Annotated in this window: 21 protein-coding genes; 13 read left to right on the top strand and 8 right to left on the bottom strand. The window is 44.6% G+C overall.

Annotated elements, in window-relative coordinates; genetic code table 11:
* Positions 1 to 21 precede the first annotated feature (21 nt).
* The gene (locus IQR33_RS16510) at positions 22 to 1,326 is read right to left on the bottom strand and encodes a MipA/OmpV family protein (protein WP_193837385.1); all 1,305 of its coding nucleotides are present in this window, start codon (positions 1,324 to 1,326) and stop codon (positions 22 to 24) included.
* Between the two features lie 235 nt (positions 1,327 to 1,561).
* Between IQR33_RS16510 and IQR33_RS16515 the strand changes: the two genes are divergently transcribed.
* From IQR33_RS16515 to IQR33_RS16525, 3 genes are all read left to right on the top strand, one after another.
* Positions 1,562 to 1,912 (top strand): hypothetical protein, encoded by a 351-nt coding sequence (locus IQR33_RS16515; RefSeq protein WP_005377676.1) that lies wholly within the window; start codon positions 1,562 to 1,564, stop codon positions 1,910 to 1,912.
* Between the two features lie 9 nt (positions 1,913 to 1,921).
* A complete protein-coding gene (locus tag IQR33_RS16520; RefSeq protein WP_193837386.1) occupies positions 1,922 to 3,862 on the top strand; it encodes an alkaline phosphatase D family protein in 1,941 nt (646 codons plus the stop codon).
* A gap of 189 nt (positions 3,863 to 4,051) precedes the next feature.
* Positions 4,052 to 4,492, top strand: coding sequence for a TerB family tellurite resistance protein (locus IQR33_RS16525; RefSeq protein ID WP_017820644.1), 441 nt, complete (start codon positions 4,052 to 4,054; stop codon positions 4,490 to 4,492).
* 241 nt (positions 4,493 to 4,733) lie between these two features.
* On the opposite strand, the gene IQR33_RS16530 is transcribed toward IQR33_RS16525, so the two are convergent.
* Complete coding sequence (locus tag IQR33_RS16530; protein WP_005377684.1) at positions 4,734 to 5,264, bottom strand: 3'-5' exonuclease; 531 nt, start codon at positions 5,262 to 5,264, stop codon at positions 4,734 to 4,736.
* A gap of 82 nt (positions 5,265 to 5,346) precedes the next feature.
* On the bottom strand, positions 5,347 to 6,888 hold the full coding sequence (locus tag IQR33_RS16535) for a sensor domain-containing diguanylate cyclase (RefSeq protein WP_005377686.1): 1,542 nt from the start codon (positions 6,886 to 6,888) through the stop codon (positions 5,347 to 5,349).
* Between the two features lie 291 nt (positions 6,889 to 7,179).
* Between IQR33_RS16535 and IQR33_RS16540 the strand changes: the two genes are divergently transcribed.
* The 3 genes from IQR33_RS16540 to IQR33_RS16550 are packed head-to-tail and all read left to right on the top strand — an operon-like array spanning position 7,180 to position 12,657.
* Positions 7,180 to 7,812 (top strand): DUF2760 domain-containing protein, encoded by a 633-nt coding sequence (locus tag IQR33_RS16540; protein ID WP_005389474.1) that lies wholly within the window; start codon positions 7,180 to 7,182, stop codon positions 7,810 to 7,812.
* Positions 7,812 to 9,776: an Hsp70 family protein gene (locus tag IQR33_RS16545; protein WP_193837387.1), complete on the top strand. Its 1,965-nt coding sequence runs from the start codon at positions 7,812 to 7,814 to the stop codon at positions 9,774 to 9,776. Before IQR33_RS16540 ends, IQR33_RS16545 begins: the two co-directional genes overlap by 1 nt.
* Before the next feature lie 55 nt (positions 9,777 to 9,831).
* Entirely contained in the window at positions 9,832 to 12,657 is a 2,826-nt protein-coding gene (locus tag IQR33_RS16550; RefSeq protein ID WP_193837388.1) for an Hsp70 family protein, read from the top strand.
* An 85-nt stretch (positions 12,658 to 12,742) separates the two neighbouring features.
* Here the strand turns inward: IQR33_RS16550 and IQR33_RS16555 are convergent, their stop codons facing one another.
* Positions 12,743 to 12,937 (bottom strand): hypothetical protein, encoded by a 195-nt coding sequence (locus IQR33_RS16555; protein WP_005377692.1) that lies wholly within the window; start codon positions 12,935 to 12,937, stop codon positions 12,743 to 12,745.
* 86 nt (positions 12,938 to 13,023) lie between these two features.
* Between IQR33_RS16555 and IQR33_RS16560 the strand changes: the two genes are divergently transcribed.
* Positions 13,024 to 13,710: a DNA-3-methyladenine glycosylase I gene (locus tag IQR33_RS16560; RefSeq protein WP_005533850.1), complete on the top strand. Its 687-nt coding sequence runs from the start codon at positions 13,024 to 13,026 to the stop codon at positions 13,708 to 13,710.
* A 90-nt stretch (positions 13,711 to 13,800) separates the two neighbouring features.
* On the opposite strand, the gene IQR33_RS16565 is transcribed toward IQR33_RS16560, so the two are convergent.
* Together IQR33_RS16565 and IQR33_RS16570 are read right to left on the bottom strand one after the other, a co-directional pair.
* A complete protein-coding gene (locus tag IQR33_RS16565) occupies positions 13,801 to 14,778 on the bottom strand; it encodes a Gfo/Idh/MocA family protein (protein WP_193837389.1) in 978 nt (325 codons plus the stop codon).
* An 11-nt stretch (positions 14,779 to 14,789) separates the two neighbouring features.
* Positions 14,790 to 15,077, bottom strand: coding sequence for a putative quinol monooxygenase (locus tag IQR33_RS16570; RefSeq protein ID WP_193837390.1), 288 nt, complete (start codon positions 15,075 to 15,077; stop codon positions 14,790 to 14,792).
* A 103-nt stretch (positions 15,078 to 15,180) separates the two neighbouring features.
* Here IQR33_RS16570 and IQR33_RS16575 point away from each other — a divergent pair, with 103 nt between their 5' ends.
* The 6 genes from IQR33_RS16575 (at position 15,181) to IQR33_RS16600 (ending at position 23,115) form a co-directional block, all read left to right on the top strand.
* Positions 15,181 to 16,059 (top strand): LysR family transcriptional regulator, encoded by an 879-nt coding sequence (locus IQR33_RS16575; RefSeq protein ID WP_025998568.1) that lies wholly within the window; start codon positions 15,181 to 15,183, stop codon positions 16,057 to 16,059.
* Positions 16,060 to 16,485: 426 nt separating this feature from the next.
* Positions 16,486 to 17,829 carry a sodium/glutamate symporter gene (locus IQR33_RS16580; protein WP_017634031.1) on the top strand — a complete coding sequence of 448 codons (1,344 nt, stop codon included), beginning with the start codon at positions 16,486 to 16,488 and terminating at the stop codon, positions 17,827 to 17,829.
* Positions 17,830 to 18,033: 204 nt separating this feature from the next.
* On the top strand, positions 18,034 to 18,525 hold the full coding sequence (locus tag IQR33_RS16585; protein WP_005377704.1) for a type II secretion system protein: 492 nt from the start codon (positions 18,034 to 18,036) through the stop codon (positions 18,523 to 18,525).
* A 271-nt stretch (positions 18,526 to 18,796) separates the two neighbouring features.
* Entirely contained in the window at positions 18,797 to 20,536 is a 1,740-nt protein-coding gene (locus tag IQR33_RS16590) for an ABC transporter transmembrane domain-containing protein (RefSeq protein ID WP_193837391.1), read from the top strand.
* A gap of 3 nt (positions 20,537 to 20,539) precedes the next feature.
* Entirely contained in the window at positions 20,540 to 22,315 is a 1,776-nt protein-coding gene (locus tag IQR33_RS16595; protein ID WP_193837392.1) for an ABC transporter transmembrane domain-containing protein, read from the top strand.
* Between the two features lie 251 nt (positions 22,316 to 22,566).
* On the top strand, positions 22,567 to 23,115 hold the full coding sequence (locus tag IQR33_RS16600) for a hypothetical protein (protein ID WP_017634028.1): 549 nt from the start codon (positions 22,567 to 22,569) through the stop codon (positions 23,113 to 23,115).
* A 42-nt stretch (positions 23,116 to 23,157) separates the two neighbouring features.
* Here IQR33_RS16600 and IQR33_RS16605 read toward each other — a convergent pair whose 3' ends face one another.
* Positions 23,158 to 25,380, bottom strand: coding sequence for a TonB-dependent siderophore receptor (locus IQR33_RS16605; protein WP_193843860.1), 2,223 nt, complete (start codon positions 25,378 to 25,380; stop codon positions 23,158 to 23,160).
* A 199-nt stretch (positions 25,381 to 25,579) separates the two neighbouring features.
* On the bottom strand, positions 25,580 to 26,287 hold a 708-nt coding region (locus tag IQR33_RS33270), incomplete at its 5' end, for an iron chelate uptake ABC transporter family permease subunit (protein ID WP_228013933.1).

Consider the following 26,287-nt stretch of genomic DNA (forward strand, 5'->3'; position numbering starts at 1 on the left):
TTATATGCATCTCGCGATGCGCTAAAACTCGAACTGGAAATAAATAGTATTGTAGTTACTCCCACCTTTAATTCGCCCAAACTGGGAAGCGCTTTCAAAAATCGCCGAGCGGTGATGCAATGAATAGCCCACCCACATATTGTTCCAGCTCTTTTGGTTGAAGAGATCGCCTACATTGACATCAAACGAGAAATCTAGGTAGTTGAGCAACTTGCTTGGTGTATAACCCTTGTCTTCCATTTCTGTGCCTTCAATATAGGTAATGCTATCAATGTATGACACACCTTCCGCTACACCAAATCGCCAAGTCGTAGGCCAATTAACCGTATAATAAGCCTTAATCGCCATGACGTATTCTGTGCTCGCAGACTGAACACTGGACGACCAGTGATGAACCAACCCTGGCGTTAAATAAATATCAAGAGGAAAACCAAACAGCTCGTCCGTTAATGGATGCCCATAAAACAATGAAGTAAGTTGATTGTCGTATGGGTCTTTTTCTCTCTCAAAGCTAAATATTTCACCGATGTTCGAAGGCGTCGCCCAACCATGCGCAATACGTAGATATGCTTTATTGCTCAGTGTTGGTTTCGGAGCTTTGTTTTTATCGTTGAAAAAGCCAAAACCAACAAACACTTCTCCCTGATACCGATCTTCTACAAGCTGACTGTTGTAGGCGTTATCATCTAAGCGAGTAACACTCGTCTCACCCAATAAATACAAATTTGAAGTTACATGGTAACGCGCTTTAATACCAAGATTGGTGTCAAGTCCAGATCCAATTCTCTCGCCAGTAATATCCTTAAAGGAATAATATTCACTGTTGAAATCAGCGTCTTTGTATCGAATCGTAATCGATGGCTCTAATTCCCAATCCCCAAATACATAATTGGCAGCAAGGCGGTAATTAGAGTGAAACTGGAGTTCGTCGTCCGTCATCAACTCTACTTCTGCGCGCCAAGTGTCGTTAATGCTATAACGCACTTGCCCACCGAAATCGACTCTGTCCCCTTCATTAGCATTTTGTAGCGACATGGGAATATCGACAAATCTCAATCGCATGAGTGCGCTCGCGCGCCAGTCGGAATCACTCTCGTTATACAAAAAAGCGCCACCTTCAATGCCATTGATATACACATGTTCGTTTTCAAAGAACATCATTGGTACAAATGTACTCACCGTAGAGTCATTATCGGCGGTGTAAAACGGAATCGATGCTGTGCGATACATCGCAGCAATCCCCCACGTTTGTTCGTCTGCACCATGCGCAGAAGAAACTGCCGCAGCTAAAGGTAAAGCGAGTGTTGTTAGAATTAATCTCTTCATGAGTTCGAAAAATGTTGGTTGAGAAGCAGGCAAACATCAATGATTTGCCATTAAAAGCTTATGTTCTGCTGATGATAGCCGTTACAATGGCAAATGTTGTCATCCTCGTGACAGTTTGAGTCCCAAGATCATATTAATATTGCACGACTAGGTGAGCTTGTTTGCGAATATTTTACCATCACAACAAGCGCTTAAACTCTAGCTTAGTTCTAAATCAAACATAATGAAGTAAAAAGTGAAAGCATCAGAACTCATCTCTACCTTGAATCATTTACCCGCAGATACAGACCCAGACATTGTGATGGGAGAAGCATGGCTGCCAGAGAGGTTGATAGGGACTCAACTCGATGGTGACATGTTGTTTTTGCACTTTGATAATGCACCAGAAGATGGTCAAGGTGACGAAGAAGGGCGTGGCTTCGTCGAACACGAAATCGACCTAATTAGAACTCGGCTTCAGCAAATTTTGGATGAAGACAGTGATAACGCGTCAAAAGCCGATGCGATGCTTGGTTTGTTCCTTATGGGACATGAACTTAGTAGCTCGCAAGTTATCGAAATATTAGAAGAAGAAGCTGACACATAAGGAGCCGTTTTGCCAGCATTGATGAACACGACTGAAATTTCTTCACTTCCTCTTGTCGTTGCAGGTCCGATCCTACGTAAAGTGACCGCAACTGAAATCAATATTTGGCTAGTCACCACCCAACGCTTGGAGGGTATGGTGCAAATTACGGATGAAAATGCCTCCATCCTTTATCAAGCCCCTTTAAGTGAACAAAAAGAACAGCTTCAAATCGGCCTCAATGCGTGGTGTTGCTTACTTAAATTAGAAGGCGAGTTTCCAACCCATCAAGCGTTACGCTATCAAATAAAAACGCAATATGGATTAGTGACGGAACTGCTCCCTCACCTGACTTATGAGCAAGATAATACGCCAAACTTGGGTATTGAGTTCCTCGTTAGTGAAAAAGCGGATTATCTCCTACATGGCTCTTGCCGTAATCCCCATCACTTCAGTGATGATACATTGGTCGCTGCGGATCATAAAATCGCGTCTCAATCCATTGAAGAAAGACCGGATATGCTCATCATGAGTGGTGATCAAATCTATGCAGACCATGTTGCAGGCCCCACTCTCGATGCCATTGAGCAAGTCATAGCTTTATTGGGTTTGCCAGGCGAAGAATTCGATCAAGCTCCGATAAAAAATACCAATGAGCTCTACCAACACCCTGCTTGCTATTATGGTCGAGATAAATTGTTGCCTCATTATGTGAGTGATGACAGTTTACTAAGTAAGTTTTTTCCACACCGAGGGACACCAATATTCAGCGCCAAAGAGTGTGAGAATCACCTAATAAGCTTTGCTGAGTGCTTTGCAATGTACTTATTGGTTTGGTCTCCGACCTTGTGGAAGCTTGTTCGAACGGATCGTTTGTTAGAAAACGAATTTACTGTCGGCGGAGAAGTTCTTGAACCCAAATGGCAGCAGCAATGGCGCGAAGAAAAAAAGCAAATTGATAAATTCGTCGCAGGTCTGGACAAGGTTCAACGCTTACTCGCTCACATTCCAACCTATATGATCTTTGATGATCACGATGTTACCGACGATTGGAATCTCACCATAGGCTGGGAACAAGCCGCATACAGCAACACGTTTGCAAAACGCATTATCGGTAATAGCTTGATAGCTTACTGGCTTTGCCAAGGTTGGGGAAATGCGCCAGAAAAATTCAATGATGAATTTATGAGCCTCGCTCAACGCTTTATCGATGAGCGAACCTCGCAAACCCAAGATGCATTTATTCAATATTTGTATCGCTTTGAGAATTGGCACTACACCATTCCTACGACACCAAAAGTTGTCGTGCTAGATACACGAACCAGACGCTGGCGTTCTGAGTCTAAAATGAACAAACCTTCTGGCTTAATGGACTGGGAAGCTATGATTGAGTTCCACCAAGAACTCGTGCACCAAGACAAAGTTGTTATTGTTTCTGCCGCGCCAATGTTTGGTGTGAAATTTATCGAAGCACTACAACGTGTGGTGACCATGCTTGGTAAACCATTGATGGTTGATGCTGAAAACTGGATGGCTCACCCCGGAAGTGCGAATACTCTTATTAGTATTTTCACACACACAAAGACACCAACTAACTTTGTTATTCTCTCTGGCGACGTACACTACTCTTTTGCATACGATATTAAGCTCCGCTATCGAAAAAACAGTCCGAATATCTATCAAATCACCTGTAGTGGAATTAAAAATCAGTTCCCTACACAACTGCTCAATATTTGTGATGGCCTAGATAGACTGCTATACAGCCCTCGCTCACCTTTAAACTGGTTCACAAAACGTAAACGACTCAAGATTTACAAACGCGCACCAAGTACGCACAACTTTTATCGCTTGGTTAACCATAGTGCCATTGGTGAGCTACGTCTTGATGATGAAGGCAAACCAAGTCAAATTAGTATTCTGACGAGTGATGGTGACGAAGTTCATTTTCCACCGACACGTGCTGAAAGCTGAGTATCAATCCCAAAATGACTTGCCCTTTGTAAGTGGCAAGTCACCTTGAACTAACTCAGGAGTTTAGGTTTTTTGGGGAGAAAGTGGCCGTTCTTAAATGTCAACGGCGTGCTAAATTTGGTATCGCACCTTGAGATCTTCCGTATTTATTACCATGTTAACCAAATAAACAATAGCTCGGTGTTCACTATGTTTAATTCTCTCACATCATTATTTAAACAACTCATTGATGGCTCTGATTTAAGCCAAACCAACACACTTTCCCCTAACATGGCTATCGCGTGTTTGCTTTGTGAAGTTTCTGGCGCAGACCATAGTGTCGATGATAGAGAACAAGAAACAAAGCGCTCTTTATTGATGAAACTGCTTTCGTTAAATGAAGAAGAATCAAATACTTTGTTAGAGCAAGCGCAACAGAAAATAAAAGATTCCGCTTCGCTGTACGACTTTACCTCTCAACTAAGAGAACTGACTCAAGAAACTCGTTACAACTTAATCAAAAGCATGTGGGAAGTCGCTTACGCAGACGGCGAAATTGACCCGCTAGAAGACGCGGTGATCCGTAAAACAGCAGAGCTACTCTATGTTGATCACAGCGAGTTCATTCGAGCGAAGTTACAGTCTCAGTAAAGTGACGAGATGAGTATATAAGTCGCTGGCTAACTCTAAGCTACCCCTAGAATGACAACAGATATCGCTTCTGTAGCCATAAAAAAACGCGCACTCTGCGCGTTTTTCAATAAGCCAATGACATTGTTATTAAAATACTGGTCAAGGTATGTGTTTAGCTCTTTCCACACTAAACAGACTGCATGACAAAACAACAATGGTTGGATGATTATTTAATTACAAGCTAGCTAGGTTCGAATAACTAAAACATGGTCAAAGCAAGCTTAGCTAAGTTGTATGCATCTACATAGCCAGAGTGTTGACGCCCTTCCCAGTCTATTCCTTTTGCTTCTTGAGCGGCTCGATGGCCTATACGTTTATCTTTAAGACGATTTTGAATACGGTAGAGTGTCGCTAAGTTGATGAACTCTGTGAACGGTGCTTCAATACCTTTTTGCTTACACTCTTCTAGAAGAATGAGGTCATCTCGCCCCCAAGATGCAAAGATTTTGTTGCGACCACCGAAGTTCTTAACCATGGATTTAAGCACTTCTTCTAGTGGGCGTCCTTGTTTTTCAATCTTACGTGGTGTGATGCCCGTTAACTCAGCGCAAAACAGAGACACTTCATCGTGTTCTGGTTTCACGTAGTATTGAGCACGCTTGACTATCTCACCTTTAGACAAATCTATTTCAGCTAACCCCACTTCGATAATTTCACCCGTGCTGCCGACGCCATTTTCGTTCCAGCAACACATTTCTAAATCGAAGCATACAATACGGTTATGGTTCATAGTTTGCCTTGGTTCCTAACATAAAATTTAAAGCGTGCGATTCTATCGTAACACGGCGTAAAACTCGAATTTGTGCGCCCATTTAATCGCCGATCGACACATTATTACGGCCGTTTTTTTTACTCAAATAGAGTTGACTGTCCATTTTGTGATACAAGCTCTCAGGATCTTCTTCTTTATGGATAACCGCACCGATACTCAACGTACAGATGATTGACGCATCACCATAATCAAAAGCCGTACTTGCCACAACACTCCGTAACTTTTCTAGGTAAGCTTCTAGCACCGCTCTATCAATGACTTTAGAAATAATACAAAACTCGTCACCACCAGCGCGGTAAAACTTATCTCCCGGTTTTAAATTAGCACTGACCAGCTTAGTGACATGTTGCAACGCTTCATCTCCACCTAAATGGCCGTGTTTGTCATTAATCACTTTGAAGTGGTCGATATCAAAACCAACCAAGGCGAAGTTAACACCTTTGTTTATCTGATTAAGCAAGTGATCGTTGAATGCTCGGCGATTCAGTAGTTGAGTTAGAGGGTCTCGCTCTGCCATTCTTTTTAATTCAACGGTTTTGAGCTCCAACATGACCGCTAAGCGCTCTTTTTCTCGAGACTGTAAATTCACAATCCAACTGATCAAAAAGGCGATTACCAATCCGGCTAGCGTCGTGCCCGCTAAAATAGAACGCTCCCAAGCTGAGACTGCGTCAGAAAGTTTAAAGTCAATACGCCATTCACGGTTAGGCAGTTGAATGGTTCGGCTTATAACGGTTCCTCGAATGTTATCCCAGCTAGCACTTTGAAAGAGAACAGGGTCATCTGCTGCGTCGAATCCCAAGTCTTCTACGCGCACCGACATATCGAGCTCCGTCGCGGTTTTCGTAATCAAATCCTCAAAGTAAACCGTACTTCGGATAACACCGGTCACTACTCCTAATAAATATTTGTTCTCGAAGTCGAACACTGGATGGAACACCAGCAACCCAGTCTTAGGTATGGACTTGTCATAACCATCTTGCAGTAAGCGAACTTTATCCGAGACATTCGCTCGCCCATTTTCGGAAATATCATCCAAGATTAAATCGAAGCGTTTGCGCGAAAAATAGAAACCCAATAGAGAAAGGTTTTCCGGTGTTCTTGGGTAAATATCCGACGCGATAAAAATTGGCTCATTGTGTTCAAAAATGTACCCGTAGGTTTTGGGACCATCTTTAGGAACGGTAAACGGTTGGAAGTTTGGAAATTTTTGACGGGTCTTTAAAATATGTTCATCAAGATCTTCGAATTCGACCTTTTGCATCCATTGAAGTCCAATGAGACTTCGCGAGCTATTAATCACTTGTTCCGCATACATGGGAAACGATGGCCAATAGCTTCGCTCAATCGAATGGAAAAAGTTTGCGCCCGCACCAATGAACTTTAGATCATTCTCGACGTTTGCTTTAAGTGATTCTGCTTGTCGGTCGGCTAAAGTATCAAACGTCGTCTGTGTATACCGTTGCTGCATTGTATAAGCAGCACCGACTACACCAGCAGTGACACATAAAGTCGCCAAAAAAGCTAAAATAGAGTCTGAATGTCGTTTTATAAAGCTCTTATGAGCGGTGCTTTGTGTCATATCGTAATTTTTGATACTTCCGTAAGTTAAACTTCGGGATCTATTGAAATACTGCGTTAGCAATGCACAAACATCAAGCAACAACCTATATTGGGGAGTCTGATCGTCGATTTTTCACGCTGTTCGTACGGTATAGTCACGAATTATTACAGCCTTAAGCCTTGAATATGCTACCATCCGTCATCATTTTAATGTCTAAACTTGGTGCAAGATCGCAAAGACGATCGTTTTAGTGAACAAATATGAGCCAATACTGAGCACCAATAAATCAATAGAAAGAGAAAAAACGTCATGAACATTGATTTGAACCTAATTCCTCAAACGTTCGATATGCTTCACGCTGGCCTAACCGCATCGAGCGTTTTGCTTCTTCTAGTTGCAGTGTCGCGCAAATCAAAAGTGGTCGAGAAAGTGGTAGAAAAACCAGTCGAGAAAATCGTCGAGGTTGAGAAACCAGTTGAGAAGATCGTTGAAGTAGAAAAAGTAGTGGAAGTAGAGAAAGTCGTCGAAAAAGTGGTGGAAGTTGAATCAAAACTTGCAACCGCGTCAACGGACTCTGCAATGCAGCTGCTTTCTATCATGCAACAAGAAGCTCGCCTGATTGACTTCCTAAAAGAAGACCTAACGTCATTCTCTGATGAAGAAGTAGGCGCAGCCGCTCGCGTAATCCACACTGGCGGTCAGAAAGTACTGAACGACTACGTGACGCTAGCGCACGTTCGTAACGAAGACGAAGAAACTCGCATTACGGTTGAAGAAGGCTTCAACCCACAAGAAATCCGCCTAACTGGCAACGTAACAGGCAGCGCGCCATTCAACGGCACGCTAGTTCACAAAGGCTGGAAAGCAACATCAATGACGTTGCCTAAACTTGCTGAGAACTACGATGCTTCTGTGATCGCTCCAGCTGAGGTTGAGCTGTAATGGAACACATGAACCAAGAAAACCATTCTCAAGAAGCGTCTGTTGAAACTCAACAGACACCTAAATTCAGTGTTGGTATCGACTTAGGTACAACACACTGTGTCATGTCTTTTGTTGATACACACAACGAAGATGTTCGCGTTGAAGTGATGCCAATCCCGCAGTTGACTGCGCCGGGTACGGTAGAGACTCGTAGCCAATTAGGCTCTTTCCTTTACCAACCACACGAACACGAAATGAACCCGCAATCACGCGTTCTTCCGTGGTCGAGCGAGCCAAAAGCTCTGGTTGGTGCGATTGCACGTAACCTAGGTTCGAAAACGCCAATTCGTCTTGTTGCAAGTGCGAAATCTTGGCTTTGCCACGCTGGTGTAAACCGTCGTGATGCTTTCCTGCCAGCAGGTAGCCCAGAAGAAGTGGAAAAAGTATCCCCTCTTCGCGCGACAGAGCTTTACCTAGAGCATCTAAAAGACGCTTGGAATCACGCGAATCCAAATCACAACCTTGCCGATCAAGACGTGACTATTACGGTTCCTGCTTCCTTTGATCCTGCTGCTCGCGATCTAACTGCAGAAGCAGCACGCAACGTTGGTTTTGTGCACCTAACACTTCTAGAAGAGCCACAAGCTGCACTTTACAACTGGATCGATAACAGCAACGACAAATGGCGCGATGAAGTTGAAGTTGGCGACATCGTGCTTGTGGTCGATATCGGTGGTGGTACAACCGACCTTTCTTTGGTTGAAGTAACTGAAGACGACGGCAACCTAACTCTGAACCGCATCGCGGTAGGTGAACACATCCTACTTGGCGGTGACAACATGGATCTTGCACTTGCGTACCGCTTGAAAATGAAGCTAGCGCAAGAAGGCAAAGAGCTACAGCCATGGCAAGTTCAGGCAATGACACACGCATGTCGTGACGCGAAAGAAGCGTTATTGAACGACAGCGAACTTCAGTCAGTGCCAATCGTAGTACCAAGCCGTGGTTCTAAACTGCTTGGCGCAACGCTGAAAACAGAACTGACTCAAGAAGAAGTACAACAAACACTGGTTGATGGCTTCTTCCCTCAAGTTGCAATTACTGACCACCCTGTTCAACGTAACCGTGGTGCACTAACGCAAATGGGTCTGCCTTACGCACAAGATGCAGGCATTACTCGTCACATTGCAGCGTTCTTGTCTAAGCAAGCCAATGCTCTTTCTGCTTCAGGAAATGGCGCAGAAGCAGCAGCTCAAGATTTCAACCCATTCGCTAACATGCCTGGTATGCCAGATTCGGATGCAGCGCAATCGGCTGACTTCATCAAGCCAACGGCAATCCTATTCAACGGTGGTGTTCTGAAATCGAAACTTCTAGCAACTCGTCTAGAAGACACGATCAACGAATGGTTAATTGAAGCAGATGCAGAATTGGCGAAGCGCCTAACAGGTGTGGATCTAGACCTTGCGGTTGCTAGCGGTGCGGCTTACTACGGCTCTGTACGTCGTGGTCAAGGCGTTCGTATCCGTGGTGGTATTGCTTCGGCGTACTACGTGGGTATCGAAAGTGCGATGCCTGCGATTCCTGGCATGGCGCCTCCAATGGAAGCACTTTGCGTTGCACCATTTGGTATGGAAGAAGGTTCCAGCGTTGACGTACCAAGCCAAGAGTTTGGTTTGATCATCGGTCAGCCGGTTAACTTCCAATTCTTTGGCTCAACGGTTCGTCGTGATGACCTAGCAGGTACTCACCTAGACTACTGGGCACCAGAAGAGCTTGAAGAGCTTCCAGAGATCCAAGTAACGCTGCCTGTATCTGAAGGTCGTCGTGAAGGCGAAGTGGTTCCAGTAACCCTAGCCTCTCGCGTCACTGAGCTTGGTACGCTTTACTTAGAAGCCATTGCCGCTGATAACGGTCAAAAATGGCATGTTGAGTTCGATGTGCGCGAAGACGCGAAAAGCAACTCAAACGAAGAAGAATAAATAGAAATCAAACGGCATCCAATCGGGTGCCGTTTTTAAATACACGAAGGTTTGTATGGCATCTCCTCGTTTTCTTGTTGGTATTGACCTTGGCACCACAAACACTGTGGTGGCGTATTGTGAAATTACCGACAACCTTGAACAATCCGAAGTATCCCTATTCGACATCGACCAATTGATTGGTCCGGGTGAAGTGGTTCGTAAGCCATTGTTGCCCTCTTTCCGCTATCACCCAGCGGTTGGTCAAATCTCCCCTTCTGACCAAACACTTCCTTGGGAAAACGAACCTGTATCTGGCGACATTAGTAATGTGATCGTGGGTGAATGGGCTCGTGAATTAGGCGCTAAGGTGGAAGGACGTCAAGTATCCAGTGCTAAAAGCTGGCTATCGCACCAAGCAGTGGATCGTAGTTCAGACATTCTTCCTTGGGCTGGTGCGCAAGACGTAGATAAAGTCTCTCCCGTCATTGCCAGCGCAAGCTACCTCAACCACATTCGCCAAGCATGGAACTACCGTCATCCTAGCAATAAGTTAGAAGACCAAGATGTGGTTGTGACCGTTCCAGCGTCGTTCGATGAAACCGCTCGTAAACTCACGCTTGAAGCGGCACAGCTAGCTGGTTTAAAGAAAATCGTCCTGCTCGAAGAACCACAAGCCGTATGTTACGACTGGTACGCACGCCACCAGCAAACCGCAGCTGATGAACTCAAAGAGTTACCGCTGATTCTGGTGTGTGATGTGGGCGGTGGTACTACCGACTTGAGCTTGATTGAAGCCAGTTTCTCTTCTCAAGATGAGCTAGCCCTTGACCGCATTGGCGTTGGCGAACACTTGATGCTTGGTGGTGATAACCTCGATTTAGCATTAGCGCACCTTGCGGAGAGCCGCCTTTCTCAAAATAAAGGGGAACAAAGTAAGAAGCTCACTGCCGCAAGCCTGACTAAGTTGATTCAGCAAACGCGTAAAGCGAAAGAAAACCTGCTTTCAGCGAATGCACCTGAAGAAGTGAAAATCACCATGCTGGGCAGCGGCTCGAAACTTCTTGGCGGAACAAAGAGTATTGGGCTGAGCAAACAAGAAGTGCACCAAATCGCTTTAGATGGCTTCTTCCCGCTTTCTGATTTCAGTGAAGTACCAGATAAACGCCGCAGCGCGGTTGTCGAGTTTGGTCTTCCATACGTTGCTGACCCAGCGGTGAGCAAACACGTAGCCGAGTTCTTAACTCAGCACCAACAAGTTGCTCGTGCCGCTCTCGGCATTGAAGACGACAAACAAAATGCAATTCCAGTCGGTTTGCTACTTAACGGTGGTGTGTTCAACAGTGAACTTGTGATTGAGCGAGTCACTACCCTACTGTCCGATTGGCGCGGCGCTCCGGTTACGGTATTAGATAACCCACATCCAGATTGGTCTGTTGCACTAGGTGCTGTTGCGTTTGGTAAAGCACGTCGTGGTGCACAGCTAAAAATTGGTGGTGGTGCAGCGCGTTCTTACTTCTTGCATCTTCAAGAAAAGAACAAGATGGGCAAAGCGCTCTGTTTGCTTGCAAAAGGGACAGAAGAAGGTCACGAGATCCGCTTAAGTGGTCGTCGTTTCTCGCTTACCTTGGGTGAACCCGTTCGCTTTAACCTGCTGACTTCTACCCACGACACCTTAACCAATAACACCGCCATTCAAAACGGTGTAATGGTTGACGTTGATCCGGACTTGTTTGCTCCCCTGCCGCCTTATATCACCACCCTTGAAGGTGAAGGTGCTGAACTGCAAGCCAACCAGAAAGAGCGCGTAGAAGTGCAACTGGCGTGTCAGTTGACTGAAGTCGGCACACTTAAGATGGAATGTGTCAGCGCAGAAGATGACAGCAAACGTTGGGAGCTGGAATTCGAAGTTCGTAACAAGCAAACCGACGACAGTGAACAAGTTAAACTTCACCCTAAGTTGAACGAATGTAAGGAGCTGATCGCTCGCCTTTACAGCGGTAACAAGAAAAGCGCAGAAGGCAAAGAGATCAAAACCTTAGCCAAAGACCTTGAGAAGAAGCTCGGCAAACGTGACGCATGGGACTTCACCACACTCCGTCAACTTTTCGATACTTTTGCACAAGGTCGTAAGCGTCGCCGTCGTTCTGAACAGCACGAGAAAAACTGGCTTCGTTTGGCGGGCTTTGCACTGCGTCCGGGCTTTGGCGATCCAACAGACTCTTGGCGTATTGAGCAAGTTTGGGGACTGTATCAACAAAATATTCAGTTCAAAAACCATCAAGGTTGGACAGACTGGTGGGTATTCTGGCGACGTATCGCAGGTGGTTTGAGCCAAGAGCAACAAGAGACCATCTTGGCGGACATCGCGAAATACCTACACCCTGGCGCGATGAAAAACCCACAATCCGCCAAAGCAGCGCAAGATATGGGTTACGAGTCAATGGTGCGCTTGTCTGCCTCTCTGGAGCATTTAGAAGTCGAAGACAAAGTTCTATTGGTAACGTGGTTCTTGAGCAAAGCCATCAACCAAAACCAGTTTGAACAAGCGCACTGGTGGGCATTGGGACGCTTGGCATCGCGAACGCCACTTTATGGCAGCCAGCACAACGTCATTCCTCGTGAACAAGCGGAACAGTGGCTACCTAAATTACTGGAACAAAACTGGCAGAAAGAACCAATGATCGCGTTCGCAGCCGTAATGATTTGTCGTAAGACGGGCGACCGCCTATTTGATATCTCAGACGACTACCGTGAGCAGGTACTGGCTAAGTTGAAGCAAAGCAAGGTGCCTGAATCTTGGGTATCACTGGTTGAAGAAGTCAAAGAGCTATCTGAGAGCGAATCGAAGCGTATCTTCGGTGATGCACTCCCAAGCGGCCTGACGCTGGTAAATAACTAAGCTCCCATGCTTATAAACGCAACAAAGCCCTTCGAGTGAAGGGCTTTGTTTTATCTGATTCTGCTTGCTGACGATAGTCGACTCGTTAGTTCATTTCCGTATTGATTACCACATCACGCGTTTCATTATCCATATCACTGATGCCGACCACTGAGATTTCACGGTCAGATAAATTCTCAATCATGCTGTCTTCTAACCCACCATCCGTCATCCACGCATAGAATTTTTCTGCAATACGATCCGAACCTTCTCCGACAAACGTTAATGTGACCTTCTTCATTTGTGACACTCCATCAATTTACGATTCAGCCACTTAAGCGTAGTATGTTTCGCAAATATCGACATAAACTAGGACTAACTTCTTTTATGAGTATCGAAAAATTTGACGCGATTTATCAGCGCGCTGCCGAGCGTAAAGGTGGTGAAGATCAACTTGAAGCGCTTTTGTCTCATCCACTAAGCAAAGAAGAGCTGGCAGCGATTCCCGACGACCGTTGGCTGGCCGCTTTTTCGATGAAAGTATTCCAAAGTGGGATTTCGTGGAGCGTGGTTCGCAACAAGTGGCCGAACTTCGAAGAAGTGTTCTTCGGATTTAAGATTGAGCCGCTGTTGATGCTGTCAGACGAGCAATGGGAAACCAAAGCAACCGACAAACGCATCATTCGCCACCTCACTAAAGTCATGTCGATTCCTGCCAACGCACGTATGATCCACGAAGCAAAAATCGAATATGGCTCGTTTGGCAAAATGGTTGCCGATTGGCCGCAAGAGAAAATCACCGACCTGTGGGCGTATTTGAAGAAACGCGGTAATCGCCTAGGGGGCAATACCGGTCCTTACACACTTCGCCAAATGGGCGTTGATACCTTCATCTTGTCTAGCGACGTTGAAGCTTACCTGCGTAATTGCAAGATCATTGAAGGTGGCAAAGATACGAAAAAATCGCTCGATGCAACCAACAAAGCGTTTGTTCAATGGCAGCAAGAAAGTGGCAGAAGCCTGACTGAAATCAGTCAAGTCATTGCATTTAGTACCGGCGACAACCGCATTTAATCCAGACTGAACACAAAATAAAAACGGCGCACTGATAATTGTTAGTGCGCCGTTTTTATTTTCATTGGTCTATTTCACCTAAACACAGGCTTACTTTGAAGCCAGTGATTCCCACTCCGTCAGTAGCTGCATAATACGGTGAGAGTCTTCCCATGTTGCACAAGGGTTCTCTAACGATGTACGCCCTGCTTCAACCGCTTGGCGAATATTGCGCACTTGATAGAAGAAAGCGTCTCCAGCTGCCGATACAGACACCTCGCGCTTCGACGTCTCGTAAATTTCCACACTAAACTGGTTGTCTTGCGTTGGTAGCCATGGATTCGAGTCTAACGTAATACTGCCTTTACTACCCAGAATAGTGAATTGGTGTTTCAATCCATGATCTTCGGCGGTGTGTACGCTCGCCGTTTGTTGCTCACCGAATTGCATCATCAAACTCGATTCACAGATATTCCCATCGTTACCTCGTCGACCAATCGCCGTCATAGAGCGGTTTCCAACGGCTTGTTCACCCAACATGGTTTTCACCACCAAATGCACTAATGACATTGGGTAGCAACCTAAGTTATACAAAGCACCTTTGCTGTCTGGATTAACAAACTGCGCAATCGACGCAATATAAGACGTGTGGATGGAGTGAAGTTCACCAATCTCTCCCGATTCAAGCACCGAAATCAACTCGCTGATCAACGGGTGATGTAAATACATTAAGCCTTCAGCAAAGAACACCTTGTGTGCTTCTACTGCTTGAAGTGCCAGCTCGGTTTTTTCCATATCGACAGAAAGCGACTTTTCACACAGAATCGCTTTGCCCTGCTCAGCCGCTTTGACGATAAAGTCATGATGAAGGTGATTTGGCAATGCGATGTAAATAATGTCGACTTGCTCATCGGCAATCAACGCATCGTAATCGTTGAACGTATTCTCGATGCCATATTGCTCAGCGAATGTCTTTAAGTTCTGCTCCGAACGCCCAGCAACCGCGTACAGTTCACTCTTGTCATCGCCTTGGATTGCCTCAGCCATGACACCTGAGATAAAGCTTGTGCCTAAAATACCCCATTTCATGTTCGCCTCTCCTATTGAGCTTGGGTTTCGAATGCTTGAACTAACTCCGCCATTTCAGCCGCAATAAACGCTTGTGTATGCGGCATAGCAAAATGCGCTTCAATCACGGTGCGGTTTTCATATCGCTCCCAAAGAATCACACGTTGTGGATCTTTAGAATCGTAGGTCGCATTCGCTTGCAAGCACCCCGCTTCGCTTTGCATATCAAGGCAAAATTGTTCAATGGCTTCAACTACTTGTTGTCTTGGCTTATCGGCATTCATTTTCAGTTCGGCGGTAACAAAAATCGTCTCATTCATGATGGATCTCTTTCTCCATTCTTAATCATACGCCCACTGTAATTAACCTCGTTTGATTGATAAACTCTGCTTTAGTTATTTCTTTATCAACTCTGGGTGTGCAATGGATAAATTAACAAGCATGAAAGTTTTCGCTTACGTGGTCGAACACGGCAGCTTTCGTAATGCTGCACACCACTTTGATATTTCACCGACTATGGTTGGCAAGCACGTGAGCTTTCTTGAGCAAAGCTTAGGTACACAGCTGATTCATCGCACCACGCGTAAACAGTCCCTGACCGAAGCTGGCAGACTCTACTACCAAGAGTGCCACCGCATTATTGAAGACATCACCAACGCAGAGAACCTGATCCAGACGCTGATCAACCGTCCAACCGGAACTGTAAAAGTTAACTGCCCTGTCACGTATGGCAAAAAGGTCATTGCTCCTATCGTGGCTGACTTCTTAGCTGAATTTCCCGATTTGAACGTTGAGCTGATGTTGGACAACAATTTGATTGACCCATATCGAAGCGAAGCTGACGTGATTATTCGAATCGGTGAGTTGGTCGATTCGTCGTTAGTCGCGAGAAAATTGGGTGAATACCACATGACTTACTGCGCCTCACCCTCTTACCTTGAGCAACATGCCCCTATCCAATCACTTGATGACTTAGCACAGCATCATTGTTTGGGGTTTCAGTATCACCAAGGAGAAAGCCAACAAGTGGTGAACATGCCATCTAATACCTTTGGAAACAGCAACACCCGATTAACGTCTAATAATGGCGATGTACTTAAGTTTGCCGCGTTAAAAGGCTCTGGTGTTCTTCTGCAACCAAAGATCTTAGTTGAGCAGGAAATCCAATCTGGCGCCTTGGTAGAAATTCTCCATTCACACATTCCCAAGCCAAAACCGATCCACCTGCTTTACCGTTCAAAACAGCTTTCCCTTAAAAATCGCACCTTAGTCGATTTTGTTCTTTCGCATGTGAATCCGTAACGCCACACCATAAAGCGGCGACAATTTAACCATTTAATTAACTTTTATTGTCGATATGACAAATATTATTGCTTATTAATTGTCTTTATTTTTCATGTTGTTAGTAAAGAACGCTCATTTAGTGAACATCATTTATTGATTCACACCAATTGCATTGCTCTGACAAAGTGACTACGATTGCCGCCTTTCCTGAGTGAACTATCAAAAAAATATCGAGAAATTTAATCTAATTTCTCTTCCTGTTCGTGTGCAATCACAACATTTACACTCATTTCAAATTGCATAAGCACATTCCTTTGCTTATGAAAACGACATTGATTTCTCAACGCTTTTAGTCACGTATGTGACTTTTTGGCTTGAGAGAGATTTTTATTCAAGGTAGGTCACAAGGACGCTACCCCTTGACTGCATTTACTGGAGGATAAGATGCCTAAAGGTCTAATGCTGACTGACTTAGCCATCGCTGGCTTACTATTGATTTTGGCAAAAGTCATTCGCGTTCACGCGCCATTACTACAGCGTATGTACATTCCATCGGCGGTTCTCGCAGGATTATTCGGTCTAATTTTTGGACCAGCCCTGTTAGACGTACTGCCTTGGACCGATACGTTTACCGCTAACGCAAGCCTATTAACTGCTGCACTTTTTTCTGCGTTAGGTCTGGCAACGGATGTTCCATCACCTAAAGCCGTCGCACAGCGTGCTGGCTCATTGTGGGCATTTAACCAAATCGCTTCTGTTTCTCAGTGGTTGTTTGCGGCAATGTTTGGTCTAGTTCTCACAACCTTCTTCTGGCCAGAGATTAATCCCGGCTTTGGTGTGACAATGTCTGCGGGTTTTATGGGCGGACATGGCTCTGCATCTGTTGTTGGTGAAATCTTCACGGGGCTTGGCTGGGAAGATGGCTTCACACTTGGCTTAACGTTCGCAACCGTGGGTATTTTCATTTCAATTTCTGTCGGCATGCTCATGCTGCAATTCGCATTGAAGATGGGTTGGATTCGTAGCTTTACGACATTCGATAGCATGGATGAACACGAACGCAAGGGGCTCGTTAAGCCTGATGATCAAGAGCCGGTAATGAAAGACACCATGTCTTCCCTGTCGGTTGATTCTTTTGCGATTCACGCGGCGTTGGTTGTAGTGGTAACAGCTTTCTCGTATGTAGCGGCTAACTACTTATCTTCTTTCCACGATAAGGTACAAATCCCTACGTTCGTAACTGGCTTCCTTGGCGGCATGCTCGTGCGAATCGTCGCGAAACAAACGAAAGCTTCACGCTATCTTTGTGACGGTGCATTCAAACACGCTGCGGGCATCAGTACCGATTATTTGATTATCTTTGGTATCTCAGCCATCAAGATTACCGTCTTAGCCCAGTATTTAATGCCGATGGTAGTGCTTGCAATCGGCGGTATCGCCTTCACACTATGGCTAATCTTCTGGGTTGCCCCACGTATCATGGGAGAAGATTGGTTCGAGAAAGGCATTTTCTCTTGGGGTTGGTTAACCGGTACGGTTGCCATGGGTATTGCGTTGCTTCGTATTGTTGATCCAAAAATGCGTAGCAAGGTGCTTGATGATTACGCCATCGCTTATGTCCCTGGCTCAATCACTGACATCTTCATCATCTCTTTGATGCCAATCGCGATGTATAACGGCATGCACTGGCAAGCGCTTGGTGTAGGATTAGGTTACATCGCAATTGTCTTATTTATTTGGCGATTCATTTTTAAACGTAACAGCAGTGCTCTGACACACGAATCTTAGTCGCTTTACTCGGGAGGATTTTATCCTCTCGAGTTCATTCCTTGGTTTTTATCAAAATCACTCCTCATCTCGAAAGTAAGCAACTTGTTTTATATTTGAGATTTGCAATCCCGATCTCTTACTATCATCCTTTTTTAATACTTGACCTGAAAGTTTCTATATCAGAATAGCCGCCTATTCGTTTCTAAAACATGGAGAAAGGCTGTGCGTCGCTCTCAAGGATTTACTCTTATTGAACTCATTGTGTGCATCATCATTCTTGGTATTGTAAGCGTCGTTGCATTTCCTAAATTTCTTGGCTTACAAAAAGATGCCAGAGTGGCGGTTCTATATGGAGCCAGAGAAGCACTCATGACCGCCAACAACTTTGTCTACACCAAAGCAGTGATTCAATCTCAAGAGACAGTAGATGGCGGCATACAATATAACATTGATCTAGATAATGACGGCCATAACGACCTAATTGGTTACTTTGGATTTATCAAAAATGTTATTCCAGCAAAAGAGCTAGCAGGCTTTGATCCGCAACTCACTATCAACACTTGGTATGGGGTAGATAGCCCAGACGAGCCCTACTTCCTTATTGGTTTTGCAAACAAGCCTGTTGGTCCAGAACATATGTGTTATGTCGAAGTTTACTACCCAGAAACTCCTGGTGGCCAAGTGAAATACAAAATACAAACTGACGATTGCTAATTCCCATAGAGAGTGGCAGTAACACTTTTACTTTTGGTGTCTTCATCGTTATTGCAAGGTCATGGCTCCAAAACCACCATTAACAACTATTTCACATAATGTCGTCGCACAGTTAGCTCATAGAGATAAAACCAGTAATTTGCGCCGACACATGGTTATAATTGAAACAATCTATCGTTTTTAAACCCGCCTATAACTTGTGCTTGTAAACTCATCATTTCGCTCAATAATAGTTCCATAACCAATTCAATAATTTAAAGCGGGAGGCGTAATGAGAATATTCTGGCAGCTACGTTGGTATTTCCAACAAAAGTGGAGGCACTATGTCGGATCCATTCTGCTTTTCGCTGTGATATCAGCACTACAGCTTGTTCCTCCCAAAGCGGTCGGTATCATTGTCGATGGCGTGGTCGATAATACCCTCGAAACCAGTACCTTAGTTATGTGGTTATTGGGTCTTATTGTGCTGTTTTTTGCGATATATGGCTGTCGAATACTGTGGCGGATCTGGTTATTTGGCGCAAGTTGGGAACTAGGCACCATTTTGCGTAATCGCCTTTATCGTCATGTCTCTACTCAGCCCCCTCGATTCTTTGAACGCTACAAAACTGGCGACCTGATGGCGCGTGGAACGAACGATGTTCGCAACATTGTTATGACCGCAGGTGAAGGCGTGTTAACAGCGGCCGATTCTCTGATCACAGGTATTGCGGTTTTAATCATTATGGTAACGCAAGTAAGCTGGAAGCTCACCGTAATGGCGCTTCTTCCAATGCCATTTCTTGCCATCATCATCTTCTTTATCGTTCGTATTCTGCATAAACGATTCAAAATCGCACAAGAAGCCTTCTCTACGATGTCAGACATGACTCAAGAGTCACTAAATGGAGTACGTATGCTGCGTGCTTTCGGATTAGAAAACCAAGAGCAGCAACGTTTTGAAGAGGTTGTGGATGATACAGGCGAGAAGAACATCGCCGTTGCCCGTGTTGATGCGCGCTTTGATCCAGCCATTCAGCTGACTATTGGTATGTCTTTCTTTTTGAGCGTGGCGTCTGGTGCCTACTTAGTTGACCAAGGTGATATCACACTCGGGGATTTGACCGCATTTACTATGTATTTGGGTCTTATGATCTGGCCTATGCTGGCATTCGCGTTCCTATTTAACATCTTGGAAAGAGGCTCTGCCGCATGGAACCGACTACAAGAGATCTTTGATGAAAAGCCAGAAATTATCAGTGGCAATAAGCCAATAGAAAATAAACCACTTCCGTTGAAAATTGATATCGACGATTTCCACTGGTCTAGTGATTTACCACCCGCTTTGACGGAAGTAAACATCGAACTGGAACCCGGAAAAATGTTGGGAGTTGCAGGGCCTGTAGGAAGCGGAAAATCGACCCTGTTAACACTACTTTTGCGTCAACATGATTTAGAAAACGGCTCAATTAAATTCGGTGATGTCGAGATCAAGGATGCCTTACTACCGCAGTGGCGCAACCGTTTTGCCGTGGTTAATCAAAGCCCGTTTCTATTCTCCAAATCTATCTTCGACAATATTGCCTTAGGCAACCCTAATGCAGAGAAAGAAGAAGTCTATAGAGCAGCAAAGTTAGCCTGTATACATGACGATATTGAGAAGTTTCCTGAAGGCTACCAAACAGAAGTCGGCGAAAAAGGCATTACACTCTCCGGCGGGCAAAAACAACGTATTGCGATAGCACGCGCTATGCTGCTGAATGCCCAAGTGTTGGTTTTGGACGATGCACTTTCCGCTGTCGATGGACGGACCGAACATCAAATCCTTAAGAATTTAGAAACATACTACCGTAATCAAGCCCTAATCGTTATTGCGCACCGCCTCACCGCTTTGGAAGCAGCAGACGAGATCATTGTATTGAATCACGGACACATTACTGAACGTGGGCAACATAGCGCTTTATTAGCGCATAAAGGCTGGTACGCCGAGATGTTCGAGTACCAAAAACTAGAGCAGGCGATGGAGGAATAATGAATGAACCACACCAGCACGTTTAAACGGTTAATGTCTTACCCATTATCTCAACCAAAGCCAATGATTAAAGGACTCGCCTTACTGTTTATTGCAGCGTTAGCCAGCGCCGGCGGCCCTTGGTTGATTCAATATTTCATTGATGAGCACATCGCTAAAGGTGACTATTCACAAAATGTTCTGATTTCGCTAGCAGTAGGTTATATCGCTCTTCAGATCGTATCGGCAACATTCCAGTATTTTCAGTCATTGCAATTTAGCATTGTCGCGGCTAACACGATCAAAGCGATTCGTAAGCAAGTATTTTCTGGCGTGATTAAGCAGCCGTTGTCTGCGTTTGATTACACTCCTGCTGGAAAATTGGTGTCGCGAATCACCAACGATACGGAATCTTTACAGCAATTTTATGAGCTTTTGATCGTGACCGTGGTGAAAAACGTGGTCATGATTGTCGTAATGCTTGGCGTTATGTTTTTCATGAGCTGGAAGCTCACACTCGTTGTGCTTGTATTGCTGCCGATCGTCATCGGCTTTATGTACTTGTTTAAGCAGCTAAGTACAGAAAGCTACCGAAAGATGCGTGACCTATTGACCGATATAAATGCGAATCTGAGTGAATCCATTCAAGGGATGAGTGTCATTCAATTAATGCAACAAGAAGAGCGTTTTAATAAACAGTTCAACGAGCTAACCGCAGAGCATCTGGTGGCATCTAAACGAGTGATTCGGCTAAACGGCTATCTGCTAAGACCATTAATGGACTTACTCGCTGGTCTTGCGTTGCTTTGCTTGGTTGCGATCTTTGGTTTTAATGGTATTGAGTTGATTGGTGTGGGGGTACTGTATGCATTTATCAGTTATCTTGCGCGAGTTACTGAACCACTAATTGAGATGACTCAGCAACTTGCTCTACTTCAGCAGGCGTTAGTATCAAGCGAACGTGTTTTTGAATTGATTGATGCGAAAGAACAAACTTACGGGGGCGATCATCAACCATTAAGGTCAGGTGCTATCGAACTTAAAGACCTCACATTTAGCTACGATGGTAAACAGGACGTCCTAAAAGACATTTCGTTGAAGGCCAACCACCAAGACTTTATCGCGCTTGTCGGGCATACAGGAAGCGGTAAAAGCACCTTAGCGTCACTGTTAATGGGCTTTTATCCAACTCAATGTGGTGAACTGCTCATAGATGGTCGTCCACTTAAAACATTAGGGAAAGACGTACTTCGCAAAGATGTGGCAATGGTTCAACAAGATCCACATATTCTCCCTGCTTCAGTCAGAGAAAACATCTCTCTCAGTCGGGCGGTTGATGACAATCAAATATGGGATGCGTTAGACAAGGTAGGTTTGGCAGAACAAATTCATCGTTACCCTAACGGGCTAGACACGCAGTTAGGTCAAGGCGAAACTAATTTATCTGCAGGTCAGAAACAGCTTTTGGCGTTAGCACGTGTGCTTGTGGTAAAACCTAAGATATTGATATTAGATGAAGCAACCGCAAATATTGACTCAGGAACAGAGGCTTTAATCCAAAAGAGCTTGGCGGTCCTCAGACAAGACATGACGCTCGTTGTTATTGCTCATCGGCTTTCAACTATCTTAGATGCAGACCAAATCATTGTTCTTCATCATGGGGAGTTAGTCGAGAAAGGCACACACAAAGCACTCTTAACGCAAAATGGTCGTTATGCTCAAATGTATCAGTTACAGCAAGCAAACCGACATCTACAACAGATTGAAGAAGACACCAAGCAACTCGAAGAAGCGGTGTGATTTTAAGCCCGTGCCTTCTTTTTATTTAGTCGGCATGGGCATAATTGGTGTAACTTCAAAATTTAACCTTGTTAGCTTCCAATTTCTTCATAATGTGAACTAATTTTCTATTTCTTACCTATTATTGACATAACCCCTCGCTATATCACGCAAGGTCGTTGTAAAATCGTACGGTACTTAAGTCTACTGCCTGTGGCATTGGGCTGAATTCCGCTTTCTAATTATGCACATTAATCTCATGACACAAGTCCATGGACAAAGATAAGTTTACTAACATCTATCGCTTGCCTGGTTCGATTCAAATTCGTATCGGTAAATGGCAAAAGACGTTCCGCGGCACCTCTGATTTAGTTTTACATCAGGCGCTAATGGAGCGTAATAAGCAATTTAAGAAGCCAGACTTTTTACCTAAAGGCTGGTGTGTCACTCCTATTGATGAAAACGACATTACCATTACGCATCACGGTAAATATATCCAAACCGTTATGCGCACAATGCTGGACAGAAAGGTCTCATACAAGCGACTGTTCCTATCTCGAATGAGTCTCGAAGAAGGTGAAAAAGTGCTCCACAATTACAAGCTGGAGTGGGTAAGAAAACATAACCAGATCGCCAAAAAGTACAATCAAATTAAAAAGAAACAATATATGAACTTTGCAAGAGAAGAAGAGGAAACCCTCTACCCTTCGATTCCAAAGGGTGAGTTTGACAAAACGTTATGGAACAAACTTGTCGTATCATCGTTTGGCCCGCAGAAAAAGTACAAAAACCCGCACTTTGTCCGTAAAGCCGATTTCTAAATAAACACCCCTAAAGTTAGGGGTGTTTATTTATACGTTAACTCACCAGTCGTAAGTTAAACTTGCAATAACATTTTGTCGGTCGCCATACCAACAAAAGCCATCACATGTCGCTATGTACTTTTTATCCGCGATGTTTTTAGCTGCGACTTGTAGCTTGTAATCGCCGATTCGATAACTGACCGTCGCATCCATTAAGAAATAACTTGGTACTTTTAGTCTCTCTTCATTGTCTCCGTATGACTCACCTGTATAGCGCGCGCCTAAGCCAACAGCAAAGCCATCAAGAGGTCCATCAAAGAAACGATAATGTGCCCAAGCTGATGATACGGTATTCGCCACTTGGGAAGGTGTTTTGCCAACCCATGCCTTATTGATGTCTTCTTTTATCTCTGTATCAACGTACGCAATGTTCCCGATCAATGTTAAGGATGGTGTCACATTAGCTACAGCTTCAAACTCAACGCCGTTATTTTCTATTTTTCCTATTTGCGTTAATTCACTCAAGTAGATACGAGCCAAGTTTTCTTTTGTTGCCCGATACGTTGCAACATTGAAATAACCATCAAATGAATCCGGTTGGTATTTCATACCGATTTCAAATTGATCACCGCTTTCAGGCTTCGCTGGCTTACCATTGCTGTCTTCTTGAATAATTGGATCAAAGTACTGAGAGTAACTAAAGTATGGCGTGAAGCCAGAATCAGAAATATAAGCCGTTCCCACGCTAAACGTCCACTCTCCATTATCGACTTTCGTGCGAGCACCCGTGGTAACATTATGTACTTCATTACTTGTATCGTCGTAACGTGCCCCCAATAACATCGCCCATTTATCGTTGATCAGCATATGATCTTGAAAGTAGACGCCGAGTTGCTGATTATCGATTTTCGTTCTTTGCTTATCGGTTTCGCTCAATGGTTGTAGCGTATTCGGATCGAGTAACATTATGTTATCCGAATAAGTAGGATTAAATACATTAAACCTAGGATCGGGCAAAGCTCCCATTGGTGTGTTTAATAATGCACTACCATTAGCAACGATAGGGTCATTGGCAAAATCTTTACCATCGATACTGATCATTTGAAAATCTATGCCCAACATCAAGTTATGCTCAACACTTCCCCCATTTACTTGGTGCATCAAACGATTATCGATATTAAAAGCATCAGATGACCCATCTTCTGTTGAAGCACCCCGAAGTATGGTTTTGCGTTCATTTGATGGGTCCAAAGCCGGCCCCAACGCAGGCACGTCAGCCGAGTAAACGTACGAATACATTTGTCTTAGCTTAACATCCATTTCGCTGTAACGAGCTGCTTGAACAAATGAAGTGGTATCATTAAATGCATGAGAAAACTCATAGCCTAAAGACACCTGCTCACGCTCAAACGTCTCCCAGTTAGGATTGCCTATCGCTAAACTATCACTGATCTTTCCATTTTTGTTTGGCGTTAACGTTCCTTCAACTGGCAAAAATTGCAGATAAGGATCTGAGTCGTCTTTTTGATAGCTCGTTAGAAAGGTAATTTCAGACGTCTCATTAAATTTGTACGTCATCGATGGAGAGAGAAGAATGCGCTCTGCTTCTACCCCACTAATTCTCGTCCCATTTTTTCTCGCTAACCCTTGAAAGCGGAAAGCTAGCTGCTCACTCACCTCAGAGTTTACGTCAAGAGAAAGTTGTTTACGGTCTTCAGAACCGTACTCCAAAGATACAAGTCCTGACCCCCCATCAAATTGAGGTCGCTTACTGACAAGATTGATAACCCCACCTGGAGGGTTTTGCCCATAAAGAACAGACGCTGCACCACGTAAAACTTCAACCCTCTCTAACGCAAACGGATCTATTTGCCAACTATAGAAGCCAGAAGAATATAAACGGGTACCATCTTGATACAACCCGCTGTTCGCTTGTTTAAAACCACGAATAATAAACCAATCTTGCTTGTTATCTTCGCCGAAATAATTAGTTTGAATGCTTGGTGTGTACTGTAGTGCGTCAGAAATGCTAATAGAGGCACGATCATCCATTTGCTCTCGCGTAACAACAGACACCGCTCTTGGAGTCTCATTGATAGCAATATCAGTTTTCGTCGCTGCCCGACTCTTCGCTCCGAGATAACTAAAATCTGGACCAACTGCACTGTCTTGCTGCTGTCCAATCACAACTATATTTTCATCTTCCTGAGCCAAGACATTTGGCGTTGATACAGCTAATACAACTGCCATCGACGTTGGTGTCAGCATAAACTGCCGAGTCATATTCTCTCCTTTTTGTCGGCAGCCAAACCAACCCTTCATGACTTCAGCGACCGCTGAAAGAAAAGCGAGTTACGGCATCGCCAGTTGTTTCCGTAAAAGACAAACCAGAGGTTTTGCATAAAGCACTCGCATAGGTTACGAATGCCACTACGAGTGCTTATTTGTATAAGTACTTTCTTGGTTGAGGCTTAGCTCATTTCTATAAGCGGCGTAAACCCCACATTAAATACAAACCGCCAATGAGAGACGCCATAAGCCCTGTTGGTATTTCTTGCGGGTAAAGGACCTGTCGTCCCAACCAATCAGCCAACAACATCACCCCTGCCCCCAGTATCGCGGCGCATAACATGTGTTGTGACGCTTTGTTAAAACCAAATAAGCGAGCTAAATGCGGAGCCAACAACCCAACAAAGCTAATCGGGCCAACAACCAATGTCGCACTGACCGTGAGACAAGCAACTAAAAGAAGCAGTATTGCGCGTGAACGATCAACTCGAATTCCAAGTGCTTTAGAGGAAGCGGCACCGACAGGAAGAATATCTAGCCATCTTACGCAGAGAAAACTCAACCCTATAAAGACAAGCGCAGATAAAGACAATGGGAGTAACGTTTCAACCGAGACATAGTAGGTAGACCCAGACAACCAAGCCAATGCTTGATAACTTCTTGGGTCACCAGTGGTTAGAATAAAGCTCTGTATTGCATTCATCAGTGCGGTTATTGCAATACCAGTCAACAAAATACGCTCCGGCTGAAAGCCTGACTTACGGTTTAGCAGCACAATGACTAATACCGTCGCTAATGCGCCTACGAGCCCGCCTAGAGAAAGAGTGAAAATTGACGAACCAAACCCAGTAAACATCGCGATGATCAATCCCATCGCTGTCCCTGAACTGATACCGATCAC

Source organism: Vibrio sp. OPT46, assembly GCF_015163535.1.
Classification (GTDB): domain Bacteria; phylum Pseudomonadota; class Gammaproteobacteria; order Enterobacterales; family Vibrionaceae; genus Vibrio; species Vibrio alginolyticus.

What these genes read in the sequence shown, in the direction of transcription:
- IQR33_RS16510 (WP_193837385.1), bottom strand. Translation starts at nt 1,326, where the DNA reads ATGAAGAGATTAATTCTAACAACACTCGCTTTACCTTTAGCTGCGGCA.
- IQR33_RS16525 (WP_017820644.1), top strand. Translation starts at nt 4,052, where the DNA reads ATGTTTAATTCTCTCACATCATTATTTAAACAACTCATTGATGGCTCT.
- IQR33_RS16530 (WP_005377684.1), bottom strand. Translation starts at nt 5,264, where the DNA reads ATGAACCATAACCGTATTGTATGCTTCGATTTAGAAATGTGTTGCTGG.
- IQR33_RS16535 (WP_005377686.1), bottom strand. Translation starts at nt 6,888, where the DNA reads ATGACACAAAGCACCGCTCATAAGAGCTTTATAAAACGACATTCAGAC.
- IQR33_RS16540 (WP_005389474.1), top strand. Translation starts at nt 7,180, where the DNA reads ATGAACATTGATTTGAACCTAATTCCTCAAACGTTCGATATGCTTCAC.
- IQR33_RS16545 (WP_193837387.1), top strand. Translation starts at nt 7,812, where the DNA reads ATGGAACACATGAACCAAGAAAACCATTCTCAAGAAGCGTCTGTTGAA.
- IQR33_RS16550 (WP_193837388.1), top strand. Translation starts at nt 9,832, where the DNA reads ATGGCATCTCCTCGTTTTCTTGTTGGTATTGACCTTGGCACCACAAAC.
- IQR33_RS16555 (WP_005377692.1), bottom strand. Translation starts at nt 12,937, where the DNA reads ATGAAGAAGGTCACATTAACGTTTGTCGGAGAAGGTTCGGATCGTATT.
- IQR33_RS16560 (WP_005533850.1), top strand. Translation starts at nt 13,024, where the DNA reads ATGAGTATCGAAAAATTTGACGCGATTTATCAGCGCGCTGCCGAGCGT.
- IQR33_RS16565 (WP_193837389.1), bottom strand. Translation starts at nt 14,778, where the DNA reads ATGAAATGGGGTATTTTAGGCACAAGCTTTATCTCAGGTGTCATGGCT.
- IQR33_RS16570 (WP_193837390.1), bottom strand. Translation starts at nt 15,077, where the DNA reads ATGAATGAGACGATTTTTGTTACCGCCGAACTGAAAATGAATGCCGAT.
- IQR33_RS16575 (WP_025998568.1), top strand. Translation starts at nt 15,181, where the DNA reads ATGGATAAATTAACAAGCATGAAAGTTTTCGCTTACGTGGTCGAACAC.
- IQR33_RS16580 (WP_017634031.1), top strand. Translation starts at nt 16,486, where the DNA reads ATGCCTAAAGGTCTAATGCTGACTGACTTAGCCATCGCTGGCTTACTA.
- IQR33_RS16590 (WP_193837391.1), top strand. Translation starts at nt 18,797, where the DNA reads ATGAGAATATTCTGGCAGCTACGTTGGTATTTCCAACAAAAGTGGAGG.
- IQR33_RS16595 (WP_193837392.1), top strand. Translation starts at nt 20,540, where the DNA reads ATGAACCACACCAGCACGTTTAAACGGTTAATGTCTTACCCATTATCT.
- IQR33_RS16600 (WP_017634028.1), top strand. Translation starts at nt 22,567, where the DNA reads ATGGACAAAGATAAGTTTACTAACATCTATCGCTTGCCTGGTTCGATT.
- IQR33_RS16605 (WP_193843860.1), bottom strand. Translation starts at nt 25,380, where the DNA reads ATGACTCGGCAGTTTATGCTGACACCAACGTCGATGGCAGTTGTATTA.